The sequence below is a fragment of the Streptomyces sp. NPDC058157 genome, from assembly GCF_042884105.1.
Classification (GTDB): domain Bacteria; phylum Actinomycetota; class Actinomycetes; order Streptomycetales; family Streptomycetaceae; genus Streptomyces.
The window spans coordinates 1-14,719 of the sequence record NZ_JBHVUQ010000181.1 but is presented as its reverse complement, the minus strand read 5'-3'; the positions used below and the strand labels follow the sequence as shown (position 1 = coordinate 14,719).

The 14,719-nt window shown below is 74.9% G+C and carries 14 protein-coding genes; 8 read left to right on the top strand and 6 right to left on the bottom strand.

The features are described 5' to 3' along the window. Positions 1 to 232 precede the first annotated feature (232 nt). Entirely contained in the window at positions 233 to 586 is a 354-nt protein-coding gene (locus tag ACFVXK_RS30895; RefSeq protein ID WP_389618036.1) for a VOC family protein, read from the top strand. A 132-nt stretch (positions 587 to 718) separates the two neighbouring features. Then, the gene (locus ACFVXK_RS30890; RefSeq protein ID WP_389618033.1) at positions 719 to 2,212 is read left to right on the top strand and encodes a cellulose binding domain-containing protein; all 1,494 of its coding nucleotides are present in this window, start codon (positions 719 to 721) and stop codon (positions 2,210 to 2,212) included. Here the strand turns inward: ACFVXK_RS30890 and ACFVXK_RS30885 are convergent. The 3 genes from ACFVXK_RS30885 to ACFVXK_RS30875 form a co-directional block, all read right to left on the bottom strand. Further along, a complete protein-coding gene (locus tag ACFVXK_RS30885) occupies positions 2,209 to 3,486 on the bottom strand; it encodes a pyroglutamyl peptidase (RefSeq protein ID WP_389618030.1) in 1,278 nt (425 codons plus the stop codon). The genes ACFVXK_RS30890 and ACFVXK_RS30885 overlap by 4 nt on opposite strands. Positions 3,487 to 3,611: 125 nt before the next feature. Beyond that, positions 3,612 to 4,079: an ester cyclase gene (locus ACFVXK_RS30880; RefSeq protein ID WP_389618028.1), complete on the bottom strand. Its 468-nt coding sequence runs from the start codon at positions 4,077 to 4,079 to the stop codon at positions 3,612 to 3,614. A 58-nt stretch (positions 4,080 to 4,137) separates the two neighbouring features. Then, positions 4,138 to 5,571 carry an amidase gene (locus ACFVXK_RS30875; RefSeq protein WP_389618025.1) on the bottom strand — a complete coding sequence of 478 codons (1,434 nt, stop codon included), beginning with the start codon at positions 5,569 to 5,571 and terminating at the stop codon, positions 4,138 to 4,140. Positions 5,572 to 5,774: 203 nt separating this feature from the next. Between ACFVXK_RS30875 and ACFVXK_RS30870 the strand changes: the two genes are divergently transcribed. From ACFVXK_RS30870 to ACFVXK_RS30860, 3 genes are all read left to right on the top strand, one after another. After that, entirely contained in the window at positions 5,775 to 6,182 is a 408-nt protein-coding gene (locus ACFVXK_RS30870; protein WP_389618023.1) for a YciI family protein, read from the top strand. A gap of 507 nt (positions 6,183 to 6,689) precedes the next feature. Next, positions 6,690 to 7,883, top strand: a complete 1,194-nt coding sequence (locus tag ACFVXK_RS30865; RefSeq protein ID WP_389618039.1) for an RNA polymerase sigma factor — start codon at positions 6,690 to 6,692, stop codon at positions 7,881 to 7,883. 72 nt (positions 7,884 to 7,955) lie between these two features. Further along, positions 7,956 to 9,074, top strand: a complete 1,119-nt coding sequence (locus ACFVXK_RS30860; RefSeq protein ID WP_389618020.1) for a serine hydrolase domain-containing protein — start codon at positions 7,956 to 7,958, stop codon at positions 9,072 to 9,074. Between the two features lie 4 nt (positions 9,075 to 9,078). Here ACFVXK_RS30860 and ACFVXK_RS30855 read toward each other — a convergent pair whose 3' ends face one another. Next, on the bottom strand, positions 9,079 to 10,311 hold the full coding sequence (locus tag ACFVXK_RS30855; protein WP_389618017.1) for an FAD-dependent monooxygenase: 1,233 nt from the start codon (positions 10,309 to 10,311) through the stop codon (positions 9,079 to 9,081). Positions 10,312 to 10,448: 137 nt separating this feature from the next. Between ACFVXK_RS30855 and ACFVXK_RS30850 the strand changes: the two genes are divergently transcribed. Together ACFVXK_RS30850 and ACFVXK_RS30845 are read left to right on the top strand one after the other, a co-directional pair. Continuing rightward, a complete protein-coding gene (locus tag ACFVXK_RS30850; protein ID WP_389618014.1) occupies positions 10,449 to 10,961 on the top strand; it encodes a MarR family winged helix-turn-helix transcriptional regulator in 513 nt (170 codons plus the stop codon). Then, positions 10,958 to 11,386, top strand: coding sequence for a contact-dependent growth inhibition system immunity protein (locus tag ACFVXK_RS30845; protein ID WP_389618011.1), 429 nt, complete (start codon positions 10,958 to 10,960; stop codon positions 11,384 to 11,386). Before ACFVXK_RS30850 ends, ACFVXK_RS30845 begins: the two co-directional genes overlap by 4 nt. A 15-nt stretch (positions 11,387 to 11,401) precedes the next feature. Here the strand turns inward: ACFVXK_RS30845 and ACFVXK_RS30840 are convergent, their stop codons facing one another. After that, positions 11,402 to 12,100 (bottom strand): alpha/beta fold hydrolase, encoded by a 699-nt coding sequence (locus ACFVXK_RS30840; protein WP_389618008.1) that lies wholly within the window; start codon positions 12,098 to 12,100, stop codon positions 11,402 to 11,404. Between the two features lie 47 nt (positions 12,101 to 12,147). Continuing rightward, the gene (locus ACFVXK_RS30835; protein ID WP_389618005.1) at positions 12,148 to 13,383 is read right to left on the bottom strand and encodes an MFS transporter; all 1,236 of its coding nucleotides are present in this window, start codon (positions 13,381 to 13,383) and stop codon (positions 12,148 to 12,150) included. Positions 13,384 to 13,511: 128 nt separating this feature from the next. Here ACFVXK_RS30835 and ACFVXK_RS30830 point away from each other — a divergent pair, with 128 nt between their 5' ends. Continuing rightward, positions 13,512 to 14,507: a LacI family DNA-binding transcriptional regulator gene (locus ACFVXK_RS30830; protein WP_389618003.1), complete on the top strand. Its 996-nt coding sequence runs from the start codon at positions 13,512 to 13,514 to the stop codon at positions 14,505 to 14,507. Positions 14,508 to 14,719 lie beyond the last annotated feature (212 nt).

Sequence of the window (14,719 nt, the reverse complement as noted above, 5' to 3'; positions counted from 1 at the left end):
GTGCGGACCGGGCCGATCGCCAGGGGATCGGCCTCGACGGTCGCGCCGAAGCCCTCCCGGCCGGGCTGCTCGACGTAACCGTTGCCGTGATGTGAAAGTGCCGTCATCCGGGCGAGGTTAGCGGGTGCGTGGGCCCGGGAGGGGGAGGAGGGCGGCGGGGCGGGCCGCCGCCGGCCCTTGCGACCGGCGGCGCCTCGGCCCCGCGGGCCGCCCGCTCCGGCAGGATGGCTGCATGGAACGAGTGCTGGGAATCGGCGGCTATTTCATCCGGGCGAGCGACCCGACGGCCCTGACCGCGTGGTACCGCGACTGCCTGGGCCTGGACCTCGACGGACACGGCCTGTGGCGTCCGGAGTCCGGGCCGACGGTGTTCGCGGCCTTCGAACCCGACACGGAGTACTTCGGCTCCCGCGGCCAGCAGGTCATGCTCAACTTCCGCGTCCGCGACCTGGACGCGATGCTCGCGCAGCTGCGGGCGAAGGGCGCCGACGTGGCGGGTGAGCCCCAGGAAATGCAGGGAGTGGGCCGCTTCGCCTGGGTCACCGACCCGGAGGGCAACCGCGTGGAACTGTGGCAGCCCGCCTGAGCCCCTCCCTATGCCCGCCTTAAGCGGAGCTTAGGGTTCTCGTATCGCGCCTCGAAACGAACGAATGTCCGTTTCGGGGCGGCTAGCGTGCTGCCGCACCCCAACTCCCCAGTACGCAGAGGCAGGCACGCCATGGGCAGCACCACCCGTCACCGTCGCAGGGCCGGCGGCAAGGCCAAGGCCGTGGGCGCGATCGTGGTGGCGGCGGTGATCGGTGGCGCGGCCTTCGCGTTCAGCGGGACCGCGCAGGCCACCGCCGTCGGCGCCGTGTACACCACCTCCAGCTCCTGGAGCGGTGGGTACACCGGCCAGTACGTCATCACCAACGGCACCGGCCGCACCCAGTCGGACTGGACCCTGCGGTTCGACCTGCCGCCCGGTACGCGGATCGACTCCCTGTGGAACGGCACCCACACCGTCGACGGGCAGCACGTCACCGTGAAGCCCGCCGGCTGGAACCGGGAGCTCGCGCCCGGAGCCTCCGTCACCGTCGGCTTCGTCGCGAGCGGCAGCGGCGCCCCCGCGGCGCCCAAGGGATGCCTGATCAACGGGGTCAAGTGCTCCGTCGACCAGAGCGCGACCCCGCAGCCCAGCGGCCGGCCCACCACCGCGCCCACCCCCGCCCCGACCGCCACGAAGCCCCCCGCGGACCCGACGGCCACGGCCTCGCCGACGACCGCCGCCCCCACCGCCCGGCCCACCGCGACCGCCCCGGCCCCCAAGCCCGGCGGCGGCGCGGCGCGCTTCGCGCCGTACGTCGACACCTCCCTCTACCCCGCCTACGACCTCCTCGACACCGCGACGAGCACCGGCGTGCGGGAGTTCCACCTCGCCTTCGTCACCGCGGGCGCCGGGTGCACCCCGCTGTGGGGCGGGGTCACCGACCTGGCGGCCGACAAGGTGGCGGCGCAGATCGGCGCGCTGCGCGCCCGGGGCGGCGACGTACGGGTGTCCTTCGGCGGGGCCGCCGGCCGCGAACTGGCGCTGAACTGCGCGAGCGCCGACGAACTGGCGGCCGCCTACGGGAAGGTGGTGGACCAGTACCGGCTGACCAAGGTCGACTTCGACATCGAGGGCGCGGCCCTGCCGGACACCGCCGCCAACTCCCGCCGCGCGCAGGCCATAGCCCGGCTGCAGCAGTCCCACCCGGGCCTGGACGTGGCGTTCACCCTGCCCGTGATGCCGGAGGGGCTGACCCAGCCGGGCGTCGCCCTGCTCGCCGACGCCCGCCGGAACGGGGCGCGGATCGACTCCGTCAACATCATGGCGATGGACTACGGCCCGGCGTACGGCGGGGACATGGGGCAGTACGCCATCCAGGCCGCGACGGCCACGCAGGCCCAGCTCAAGGGGGTGCTCGGGCTGTCCGACCAGGCGGCCTGGAAGGCCCTGGCCGTCACCCCGATGATCGGCGTCAACGACGTCGCGTCGGAGGTCTTCTCCGTCTCCGACGCGACGCAGCTCGTGGAGTTCGCCTCGGCGAAGGGCATCGGACGGCTGGCCATGTGGTCCGCGGCCCGCGACGCGCAGTGCCCGGCGGGCGCGCTGAACCACGCGGAACCCACGTGCAGTTCGGTCCTCCAGCAGCCGCTGGCCTTCACCCGCGCCTTCGGCGCCCTGCGTTAGCGCGGGGCGGGGCCGCCGGAGGCGCGGAGCACCTCCAGTACCTGCGCGGTGATCGCGGCCTCGTTCCGTTCGAACTCCGGCCCGGTCAGCCGGTCCGGCTCGGCCGGCAGCCCGGTCAGGACGGGGGTGTGCAGGTGGCCGCCGGGCAGGGCCGGGCGCAGTTCCAGCCGGAGCCGGTTGGAGCGGTAGGCGACCTCGTTGGAGAGGTAGCCGCCACCCCCGCCCGCGACGGCGCGGGAGCCCGGGGTGGGTCCGTCCTCGCGGTCCACCGGGTCGGCCTGCCCGGCAGGTATCTCGGTGACGGTGGTGTTGAGCCGCACGGGATAGGGCGTCTGGACGGCGGTCATGGCGTCCGTGGGCAGGCTGGTGCGCAGGAACTCCGCCCCGGGGCCCAGGCCCGGCGCGGTGGCGGGGTGCTCGCGCGTACCGCCCGCCAGGGCGCCGACGTTGTCGGGGTAGGGGTCGGCCGAGCGGTTGCGGCCGGCCCAGGCCTCCAGGGTGAACAGGCCGGGGTAGCCCTGGCTGATGCTGGTGATCATGTCGGCGGAGCGCGGGCCCGCCGCCAGCCGGGGCCCGTAGGCCCGCTCCACGATCCCGGCGTCGAAGTCGGCGTAGCGGACCGGGAGGACGACGGCCCGGATCTCGGCGGTGGTGCCGTCGGACAGGGTGATCCGGCGGCCGTTGAGCTGGAGCGCGGCCGAGCCGGAGGGGTTGGCCCGGCGCAGTTCGGCGTCCAGGCCGAAGGGGTCGAAGCCGCTGACGAAGATGCGCCGGACGCCCCGGGTGCCGCGGAACTCGTTGTCGGTCAGCCCCCGCGAGGCGTCCTCGAACCGGGCCCTGAGCGCGGCCCGGTCCACCGTGAAGGCGGGCCTCCAGGCGTCGAGTTGCGCGGTCATCGCGAGCCGGGTCCAGTACAGCGGCCGGTCGTCCCGGTCCGGCAGGTCACCGCCCGGCCGGCGCCCCTGCGCCCGGTTCACCGCGGCCTGCCACAGGGCTTCGCCCCAGGCGTCGAGCAGCCGCTCCGCCCCGGCGGCGTCGCGTACGCCGCACAGCGCGGCCGGGAAGCGGCGTACGAAGCCGTCGAGTCCGGCCCGCCCGGGGAAGGCGGCCGCCCGGGGGTCGGACAGCCGGCCCTGTTCGGCATCGGGCGTGGCGGGGGTCCGCACGCCGGCGGGGCAGGCGGGTGCGGAGTCCGCGTGGGCGGTGGCGGCCGGGAGGAGGGCGGTGATCCCGAGGAGGGCGGCGGCGAGGGCCGTACGGCGTAAGAGCATCATGCCGTGTGACATTACATAGAGGGTGCCTGCTCCGGGAGGCGACTTCCGGGCGGCGGTACGGCGAGGCCCCGGCCGGGAGCGGCCGGGGCCCGGGAGCGGCGGAACCGGGGATGTGCCGGCCCGGATCAGTCCGTCTGCGGCCACTCCCAGCCCAGCTGGAGGAACAGGCCCAGCCGGTCGCTGACCCCGCGGATCTGCGAGATCTTTCCCCCGTCCAGGGTGAACCACCAGATGGCCTCGTTCTCGAAGGACCGGCCGGTCGGCTCCGGCATGCGCGGGTGGCTGCCGCCGTGCGTGCCGGACTGGACCGTGCGCGCGACCACGCGGTCGCCCTCCGCGACCAGTTCCTCCACCCGCACGGTCAGCGGATCGAAGGCCGCCAGCTGCTGGCGCAGCCCCTCGAAGGCCGCGCCCGGCTCGTCGGGTTCGCCGTGGATGATCTGGTTGTGGTCGACCACGTCCTCGGCCATGTACTGCGGCAGGTCCGCGGTACGCCGTTCGTTGACGGCGGTGAAGAACCCGAGCACGGCCCGCCTGTTGTCGTCCTGCACGCCCATGACGCGCACCCCCTTGTCGATCATGATGTGGATCAAGTCGCGGTGAGCTTAGGCGTGTCGGGTATGCGGACGGTCAAGCCCGTTTCAACTGCCGTCAAATTCCCGCCTGATCGGCGATTTCTGCTCGGTGCGCCCCCGGTGGCCAGTGCGCCGCCCAGCCCTCGGCTGCCTCCAGCTGCGCGGCCAGCGACAGCAGCCGGGGCTCGGAATGCGCCGGGCCCAGCAGCTGCGCGCCGAGCGGCAGCCCCTGCGGGGTGAAACCCGCCGGGACGCTGACGCCCGGCCACCCCAGGACGTTCCACGTCCAGGCGTACGGGCAGGCCGCGATCATCGCCCGGTCCGTGGCCGGCCCGCCCAGCCCCGCCAGCGCCCCGATCCGCAGCGGCCCGGTGGCCGTCGTCGGAGTCAGCAGCACGTCGAAGCGGCCGAACAGCTCCCCGACCCGGCGGCGCAGCGCCCCCTCCGCCCGCCGCGACAGGCGCAGCGCCGCCCCGCCCAGCAACCGGCCCGTACGCGCCGCCCCGTGGGTCCGCGGGTCCAGCAGCCCGGGGTCGGGTGCCCGCGCCGCCAGCTCCCGTACGCCGGCCGTCGCGCGGGGGGCGAAGGTGAGGCCGATCGGGCCGTAGCGGGGGTCCTCCGGGACCACCTCGTGCCCCAGCGCCTCCAGCCGCCCGGCCAGCCGCTCCACCGCCGAACGCACCACGGGGTCGCAGGACTTGCCCGTGGTCGCGGTGAAGGCCGTCGCGAAGGACAGAGCGATCCGCAGCCGGCCGGGCACCCGCGTGGCGGCCTCGGACGCCGGCACCGGGGCGGGGCGGTGCAGGTCCCCGGGGGCCGGGCCGCTCGCCGCGTCCAGCAGCAGCGCGGCGTCCGCCACCGTGCGGGCCAGCACGCCGTTGACCGTGAGGCCGTGGAAGGCCTCCGGCTCCGGCCAGGTGGAGATCCGCCCCCGCTGGGGCTTGACCCCCACCAGGTGCGTCCACGCCGCCGGGATGCGCACCGACCCCGCCCCGTCGGACCCCAGCGCCGCGGGCACCAGCCCCGCCGCCACGGCCGCCGCCGACCCTCCGGAGGAGCCGCCCGGGGTGTACTCCGTGTCCCACGGATTGCGGGTCGCGCCGAAGGCGGGCCCCTCGGTGAAGGGCCACTGGCCCAGTTCGGGCGTCTGCGTCTTGCCCACCACGACCGCCCCCGCCGCGCGCAGCCGGCGCACCGCCTCGCTGTCGGCCGGCTTCGGCGGGAAGTCCCCGGCGCACCCGAACGCCGTCGGTTCCCCGGCCACGTCCATGTCGTCCTTGACCGCGACGGGCACCCCCAGCAGCGGCAGCCGCTCGCCCCGAGCCAGCCGCAGGTCGGCGGCTTCCGCCTCGGCCAGGGCCGCCTCGGCTCGGACGATCCGGAAGGCGTTGAGGGAGGGCTGCGCGGCCGTGATCCGGGTGAGCGAGCGCTCCGTCAACTCCCTTGAGGTCACGCGTCCTTCGGCCAGCGCCGCGGCCATCTCCGCGAGCCCTGCGACGGTGTCCGCCATCGACTGCCTCCCCCTACCGATCGGTAATACCGACGGTAAGCGCAAACGGCCCGGCCCGCACCCTCCCGGAGAGCTCCTGCGGGGCACCCGGGGAGGGCCCGGAAAAAATCTTCCTCGGGGATGTCGAGAACGCGGCGCCGGCTCCGTCCCAGGGGTGAACGCGGCCAGAATGGACGCGTCGGACCGGATCGAGGAGAACCGTCATGGCCAAGTACCTGCTGCTGAAGCACTACCGCGGCGCCCCGGCCCCCAGCAACGACGTCCCCATGGACCGCTGGACCCCGCAGGAGGTCTCCGACCACATCCGGTACATGCGCGACTTCGCGGCGAAGCTGGAGCAGACCGGCGAGTTCGTGGACGCCCAGGCCCTGGCGCCGGAGGGCACCTGGGTCCGCTACGACGGCGAGGGGCGCCCGGCCGTCACCGACGGGCCGTTCGCCGAGACCAAGGACCTGATCGCCGGCTGGATGGTGATCGACGTGGACAGCCACGACCGGGCCCTGGAGCTCGCCGCCGAGCTGTCGGCGGCGCCCGGCGCCGGTGGCCGCCCGATCCACGAGTGGCTGGAGCTGCGCCCCTTCATGTCCGAGCCGCCCACGATCACGGACTGACGCCCCCCGATGACCACCCCCGCCCCGACCCCCCGGCCCGCCCCGACCCCGGGCGGGCCCCGGCCCACCACGGCGGCGGGCCCCCCGCGGCACCCGGCCACGGAGCCCGGAACCCCGCCGCACGCCGCCGCCGAGCCGGCCCCCGGGCCTGACCCCGAGGCCGAGTCCGAGGCCCGGCCTCACCGCTCGGGTGAGCCGGGGGCCCGCCCCCACCCCGCGACCGAGTCCGGGCCCCGGCCCCACTGCGGTGGCGAGCCGGGGTCCGGGCCTGCCCCCGTGGCCGGGCCGGGGCCTCGGCCTCGCCGCGCGGGCGCGTCGGAGATCTGGGCCGACCCAGCCATCGAGTCGGGGGCCCGGCCCCACCGCGGTGGCGAGTCGGTCTCCCCGCCCGACGCCGTGGCCGAGGCAGGGACCCCGCCCCGCCCCACGGCCGAGTCCGGGGCCCAGTCCCACCCGGCCGCCGGGGACGCGTCCCTGGCGCACCCCACCGCCGGGGACGCGGCGGCGCTGCCGAGGGCCGTCGGTGAGGCGCTGCTGCGTGAGCTCACCCCGGCCGTGCTCGGCATCCTCGTGCGGCGCGGCGCCGACTTCGCCGCCGCCGAGGACGCCGTGCAGGAAGCCCTTCTCGACGCCCTCCGCGTCTGGCCGGCCGACCCGCCCCGCGACCCGCGGGCCTGGCTCGTCACCGCCGCATGGCGCCGGTTCCTCGACGCCACCCGCGCCGACGCGGCCCGCCGGCGGCGCGAGGACCTGGCCGACCGCGAACCGGAGCCGGGCCCCGCACCCGGCGCCGACGACACCCTCAGCCTCTACTTCCTCTGCGCGCACCCCGCCCTCTCCCCGTCCTCGGCCGTCGCCCTGACGCTGCGCGCCGTCGGCGGCCTCACCACCCGCCAGATCGCCCGCGCCTACCTCGTGCCCGAGGCGACCATGGCCCAGCGCATCAGCCGCGCCAAGCGCACCGTCTCGGGCGTCCGCCTCGACCGGCCCGGCGACGTGGCCACCGTGCTGCGCGTCCTCTACCTCGTCTTCAACGAGGGCTACTCCGGCGACGTCGACCTCGCCGCCGAAGCCATCCGCCTCACCCGCCGGCTCGCCGCCGCCGTCGACCACCCCGAACCGGCCGGACTGCTCGCGCTGATGCTCCTCCACCACGCCCGCCGCACCGCCCGGACCGCCCCCGACGGCAGCCTCGTCCCGCTGGCCGAACAGGACCGCGGCCGCTGGGACACGGAGGCCATCGCCGAGGGCATCGGGATCCTGCACGCCGCGCTGGCCCGCGACCGCCTCGGGGAGTACCAGGCCCAGGCCGCCATCGCCGCCCTGCACGCCGACGCCCCCAGCGCGGCGGAGACCGACTGGCCCCAGATCGTGGAGTGGTACGACGAACTCGTCCGGCTCACCGGCAGCCCCGTCGCCCGCCTCAACCGGGCCGTGGCCGTCGGGGAGGCCGACGGGCCCGAAGCCGGCCTCGCCGCGCTGGCCGGGATCGACCCCGGCCTGCCCCGGTACACCGCCGTCACCGCATGGCTGCACGAACGCACCGGCGACCGCGCCGGCGCCGCCCGGCTCTACGCCGAGGCCGCCCACCAGGCCCCGACCCTGGCCGAGCGCACCCACCTCACCCGACAGGCGGCCCGGCTCAACGCAGGCCGTCCCACCCACGACGCCGGCCCAATCGCGGAGACCGCCGGCCCTTGATCGATTGGCCGGGGCAGGGCCTGCGGAGCACGCTGCGGAGCACGCTCGACCGTAGGGAAGAAGGTGGTCCACGTGGTGCACGTGCACCGGACCGTGGCGCTGTGCGCGGCCGGAAGCGCCATGCTGCTGGGCGCGCTGTCCGGACTCGCGACCCCGCAGGCGCAGGCGCAGGCGTACCCGGCCGACGGCGACCGCGACCGGCGCAGTGCGGCGGTGCTCGGGCAACTGGTGCCCGCCGCCGACGGCCCGGGCTGTGCGGCGGCGGTCGGCCGGCGCGGTGAGGTCGTCTGGGAGGAAGGGAGGGGGAAGGCCGACCTGGCGGACGGGCGCGCCATCACCCCGAAGACCGTCTTCGACCTGGCGTCCAACTCCAAGCAGTTCACCGCGGACGCCGTGCTCCTGCTGGCCGGCCGCCACCAACTCACCCTGAACGACCCCCTGTCCCGCTTCCTCGACCACCCGCCGGCCTGGACCCGTGACGTCACCCTCGGCGACCTCATGCGCCATACCAGCGGCATCCCCGACTACCAGGACCTGCTGGAGGCCGAGGGCGTCAAGGTCACGGACCCGGCCGGCCAACAGGAGGCGCTCACGGCCATCCTCGCCTCACGGCCGCAGGAACCGCCGGGCGGGCACTTCTCCTACTCCAACTCCAACTACGTCCTGCTGGCCCATGTCGTGGAGAAGGTCACGGGCAAGCCGTTCCCGGCCTTCCTCCAGGAGGAGTTCTTCACCCCGCTGCGGCTGGACATGACGGTCTCCCCGGCCGCGGACCTCCCCGGCAAGGCGAAGTCCTACGACGAGAAGGACGGCAAGTACACCGTGAACTCCTCCCCCTGGAAGCAGTACGGCGACGGGGCCGTGCAGGGCACCCCTGGGGAACTCGTCCGCTGGGCCGACAACTATCGCACCGGTCGCGTCGGCGGGAAGCGACTGCTGGACGGGGTCACCCGAGGGGCGGTCGACGTCGGCGACGCCCTGAGCGGGCGGGGGATCGAGGCGGGCCGCTACGGGGCCGGGATCCTCGTCCTTCCCGACCAGAGCCTGGTGCACCGCGGCGACTGGGAGCAGTTCCACAGCACCTTCGAGGTGAGCCCGGACCGCAACACCGCGGTCGCGGTGGTCTGCAACGCGGAAGCGCCCGACAGCTTCCGCGCCGCGAACCGGCTCATGGACATCTGGTCCCGATGACGGGTCAGCCGGCTCCCGCCCCCGCCACCTTCCCGTACTCCCCGTAAGCGGGCAGGACGAGGGCCGAATGGGCCGGGCGCGGGGTGTCGGCGGGTAGGGCGGACAGGGTGCGCAGGGTCTCGTCGCGCCGGCGCAGGGCTTCCTCCGTGCGCGGGAAGAGGGCCGCGTCCCCCTCGCCCACCAGATCCTGATCGGCCGTCACGAACGGCCGCGCCAGCCGCTCGTACGCCGCGAACGCCTCCCGGTGACCGGGGTGCGCGGCCAGTTCGCCCGCCAGCAGGTAGGCGCCGACCAGGGCGAGGCTGGTGCCCTGCCCGGTGAGGAACGACGGCGCGTACGCGGCGTCGCCGACCAGCGCCACGCGCCCGGCGGACCAGCGCGGCATGCGGATCTGACTGACCACGTCGAAGAACAGGTCGTCGGCGCAGCGCATCGCCGCGACCAGCCGCGGGACCTCCCACTGCCGGTCCCGGAAGGTCTCCGCGACCAGCTCGCGCTGCGCCCCGGGGGAGCGGAAGGCCGCGAAGGGCGGTTCGGGACGGGCGAAGTCGAGGAAGCCGTGGACGTGTTCACCGGCGCCGACGGCGTAGAGGACGGCGGACCGGCCCGGGGCGTTCCACACCAACCCCTCGTGCGCGAGCCCGAGATGGTTGGGCAGGGTGAACCCGGCGAAGCAGTGGCCGAGGTAGTGGTGGAAGGGCTCCTCGGGGCCGAAGGCCAGGTGGCGGGTGTGCGAGTGGAGTCCGTCGGCGCCGACGACGAGGTCGAACTCGCGGCGCGCACCGCTGCGGAAGGTGACCTCGACGTGGTCAGGCCGGTCGTCGAGCGCGGCGACGGAGTCGTCGAAGACGAACGCGACGTCGTCGCGGACCGCGTCGTGGAGCAGCGCGGTCAGCTCCCCGCGGGGGACTTCGAGGTCGTCGCGGGTCCCGCCGACCAGGGCCTCGGGGCGCAGCGCGGCCACGGGGGAGCCGTCGGTGGAGAGGAAGGTGATGCGGCGGGTGCTGATGTGGGCCCGCCGCAGCTGCGGCAGCAGCCCCATGCGGCGGACGACCTCCACGGCGGTGCCGCGGACGTCGACGGGGTATCCGCCGCCCCGCACGGCGCCCGCCTTCTCGACGACGGTCACGTCGAACCCGTGGCGGTGCAGCCAGAACGCGAGGGCGGGGCCGGCTATGCCGGCACCGGAGACGAGGACGCGGCGGTGGCGGGGGAGAGGGCGGGGTAACCCGGTCATAGGAGGCTCCTTTTCCGGCCATGCGACCGCAGCCAGATGCGTACCTTGGGTATCTTTATTTCGGGCGCGATCTAGCGGTCGGACACCGGCGCCCGACGGAAAGCATATACCTAACTTAGGTATCTATCGAGGGTGGGATGGACGTCAATCCGCGCGCACGCGCCTCCTCCGACGCCGCGGAGACCGGCGGGGGCGGCGAGCTCGACCTGATGGTCCTGCTCCCGCGCCTGGCCCGGCTCGGTACCGCGATCAACCGCGGGAACCTGGTCGAACGCGCCTTGGAACGGGCCGGAACCGGGCTGGACCGGCCCGCCGTGAACGTCCTGGTCCAGCTGCGCATGGCGGACGCACCGCTGCGGGTGGGCGAGATCGCGCACCGCATGCAGGTCGTCGGCCCGCACGTCACCCGGCAGGTCAACGAACTGGAGCGGCGCCTGCTGGTGCGCCGCGTCGTCGACCCGGACGACCAGCGGGCCCGGCTGATCGAACCGACCCCCGAGGGAACGGCCTGCGCAGACCGCTACCTGAAGGCGGTCTTCGGCTTCTTCGACCGCGCCCTCGCCGACTGGTCCGCCGAGGACCGCCGCGCCCTGGGCTCGCTCCTGGGCCGTTTCACGGACGACCTCACCGCCCACCTGGCGGCCGAATGACCGCCACGGCCCGTCCGCTGCACCTCGACCGCACCCTCGACCAACTCGACCCGCCCCACTGGCCGCCACCGGCTCCCGACGCGACCGCACTGGTCCGCAAGGTGCACGGGCTGCGGCGCGTTCCGCTGGGCCGGCTCGGTCCGGCGGACCTGCGCACCCTCGTCTCCCAGCAGGTGGCGCTGCCCTACGTCCTTCCGCTCGCGGTGCGCCTGCTGCTGGAGGAGCCGCTGCTCGACGCCTACTTCTACGAGGGCGACCTGCTCCTCGCCACCACGGGCGTCCCCGCGGCCGCCTGGTCCCTGTTCCCGGACCTCGGCGCGCGGTTGCGCGCCGCGGTCGCGGAACTGCCGCAGCAGGCGCTAGACGCCCTGCCCCGCGGCGCCGCCGGGGAGCTCGCCCGCTTCGTCGCGGGGCGCGAAGGGTGACGGGGCGTGCCCGGGTCAGTGGATCCAGCCCTCCAGGGAGGTCATGAACCCCTCGAAGTCGTCGCGGTGGATGGTGTGTCCGGCCCCCGTGACGGTACGGACCTCGAAGCCGCGCTCGCGGAGGACGGCCGCGCGTTCGGGGGAGATCAGGAAGCTGGGGTCGGCCAGTTGGACCAGTGAGGGCACCGCCGGCGCCTTCGGCAGGAGGTCGCGGCCGGTGAGCGGGGCGAGGCTCAGGGCGGTGGCCTCGTCCCACAGGTCCAGCGTCGCCCGCTCGACGTCCACGTCCGCCTCCTCCCAGCGCGGGTTCATCGCCCGGATGTCCTCCCTGCTCGCCGACTTGAACTGTGCGAACACCTCCGGCCCGAAGCCCGGTCCGGGCGCGGCCAGATGCCAGGCGGGGTCCGAGTACACCGCGCGCCGCGGCCTCAGCCGGTCCACCGCCAGGGAAAGGGTCAGGCCGCCCAGCGAATGACCGATCGCCAACTCGGCCCCGGCGGGCAGGGTTTCGACGAGGTCGTCCGCGAAGAGTTCGGGGGTGTAGGGCCCCCGCCCGCTGGCCCCGTGGCCGCGCAGGTCGACCGCGAGCACCCGGTAGCCCGCCTCGGCGAGGGCCGGGCCGACCCGGCGCCAGGTGCGGTGGTCGGCCATGATGCCGTGGACGAGGAGGGCGAGGCGGTCGCCCTCGCCCCAGGTGTGGGTGTGCAGCTGCACGACGGTGCCTTTCGTAGCGGGATCGGAATCGGTATCGGCGAAGGGGTTCAGCGGACGCCGCGGATCGGACGCACGGCCAGCGCCCCCGCCACGGCCAGCGCGGCGGCGACGACGAACAGGGCGGTGTAGCCACCGCTCGCCGAGACGACCACCGAGGCGATGAACGGGGCGACGATCTGCGGCCCCGCGTTGGCGACGTTCAGCACGCCCATGTCCCGCGCGACGTCCTCGGCCCGCGGCAGGACCATCGTCACGAGTGCCGTGTCCACGGCCATGTAGCAGCCGAACGCCAGCCCGTTGAGCACCGCGAAGACCAGCATCGCGGACCAGCTCGCCGACACGGCGGGCACGGCCAGCGCGACCGCCGACAGCAGCGCCGAGGCGCCGACGAACAGCTTGCGCCGGTCGAGCCGGTCGGACAGCCAGCCGCCCACCACCGTCGAGACGGCCATCGCCACGCTCGTCAGCGGCGTCAGCACCGCCACCGCCGCCTCGGGCTTCATCCCGTCGGGCAGCACGGTGTGGTCCTGCAGCACGTACAACTGGTAGCCGCTCACCGCGAAGTAGCCCAGCACCAGCAGCGCCCGCCCGATGAACGCCCAGCGGAAGTCGTGGTCGCGCAAGGCGCCCGCGAAGGCGGACACCTGCTCCCGGACGGGCAGCGGAGCGCGCGCCGGGAGCCGCCGCTCGCGGGTGCAGCCGGTGAAGACCACCGCGGCGACCGCCACGATCACGCCGAACAGCAGGTACCCGGTGCGGTACTCGTCGGCGAAGGCCGCACCGGCCAGCGCGCCCAGGGCGGACCCGAAGGGCAGGCCGAGCCCCACGGCCGCCGAGGCCCTGCCGCGCGCGGTCACCGGCACCCGGTCGGGGACCACGGAGGTGAGCGCGGCCTGGTAGACGTTCATCACGGCCTGGCCCAGACACCAGGCGAGGGTGATCAGCAGGATCGTGTCGGCGAGCCCGAGCAGCAGCATCGCCGGTACCGCGGCGAGCCCGCCGCCCAGGATCCAGGGGTTGCGGCGGCCGCTGCGGTCGGACAGGGCTCCGGCGACCGGGTTGAAGACGGTGGCGAAGATCGCCGAAACCCCGGCTATCAGGCCGAAGTTGGAGACCTTGTCGGCCGGGTCGACATGCTCGACCTGGAGCGCCAGCAGGACCCCGGCGACGCCGATGTACAGGGCGTACATGGCGGTGTTGGCGACGAGGAGCAGGGGGAGCAGCCCCCGGCCGGGGACTGCCGTGGGGGAGGCGTCGTCGGGGACGGCAGGGGAAAGGGCCACGATGGCCTCCTGGGCGGCGATCGGGGATGGTTACACGTGTAAGTGACTCGTGTAACCACTATGTAGCACGCGTTTCCGGCCAACCGCCAGACCCCGGGCGCGACCGGTCTGGAAAGATGCCACAGGCCATGCCTGACTCAACGAACCCCCCGACCAGCGCCGACGTGGCGCGGCTCGCCGGCGTCTCGCGCGCGACGGTCTCGTACGTCCTCAACAACGCGGAGGCGGTACGGATCAGCGAGCCGACGCGCCGCAAGGTCCGCGCGGCCGCCGAGGAACTGGGCTACGTCCCGCACGCCGCCGCCCGCACCCTGCGCGCCGGGCACACCCGCATCGTGCTGCTGCCCACCTCCCACGTCCCGGCCGGCCCCCTGTACAGCGCCTTCCTGAACGAACTCCAGTGGGCCCTGCGCCGCCTGGACTACACCGTCGTCCAGTACGGCAGCCTCGGGCTGAGCGGGGACGAGGCCGTCCGCGCCTGGGCCGAGCTGCGGCCCGTCGCGGTGATCTCCCTCGGCGAGATCGCCCTCTCCCCGCACAACGTCCACACCCTCAGGCGGGCCGGTGCGCGCGCCGTGCTCACCCTGGGCCCGGAACGGGTGGCGGGGGCGCACGCGCTGGTCATGGACCAGTCGGAGGTCGGCGCCCGCGCCGCCACCCACCTGGCCGACCGGGGCCGCCGCCGCATCGGGGTGGTGGTCCCGCTGGAACCGGGCCTGGAACTGTTCTCGGGCCCCCGCCTGGCCGGCGCCCGCACGGTGGCCGGCGTGGAGGTCACCCCGCTCGACCTGGCCTACACGGAGGAATCGGCGGCCGCGCTGGCCGCGCGGTGGGGGGAGCTGGGGCTGGACGGGGTCTTCGCGTACAACGACGAGTACGCGGTGCTGCTGCTGCGGGCCCTGCTGGACGCGGGGGTACGGGTGCCGGGGGACGTCGCCGTGATGGGGGCCGACGACCTGCTGATCGCACGGCTGGTCCGGCCACGGCTGAGCTCGGTGCGGATCGAGATGCCGAGCGGGGAGGTCCTGGCGGGGCTGGTGGACCGGGCCGTACGGGTGCCTTCGGCGATGGCCGAGCGGTACGACCTGATGGGGGCGGTGGCGGTCCCCCGCGAGTCGACCTGACGGGGCCCGCGCCTCAATCTCCCCCAGCTACCGCTGGGAGGTGCCCCCAAGCGGGGCTGGATTTTCGCCGGCCCGGCCCGGGACCCGGCGCCGGCGGGGCTGGGGTTCGGCAACGCAGCCCGTTCGCCTGCGGACCGCGTCCTGGGGGCCAGCCCCCAGACCCCCGCGCCTCAATCGCCGGCGAGGCTGGATTTAGCCGGCCGGGACCAGAC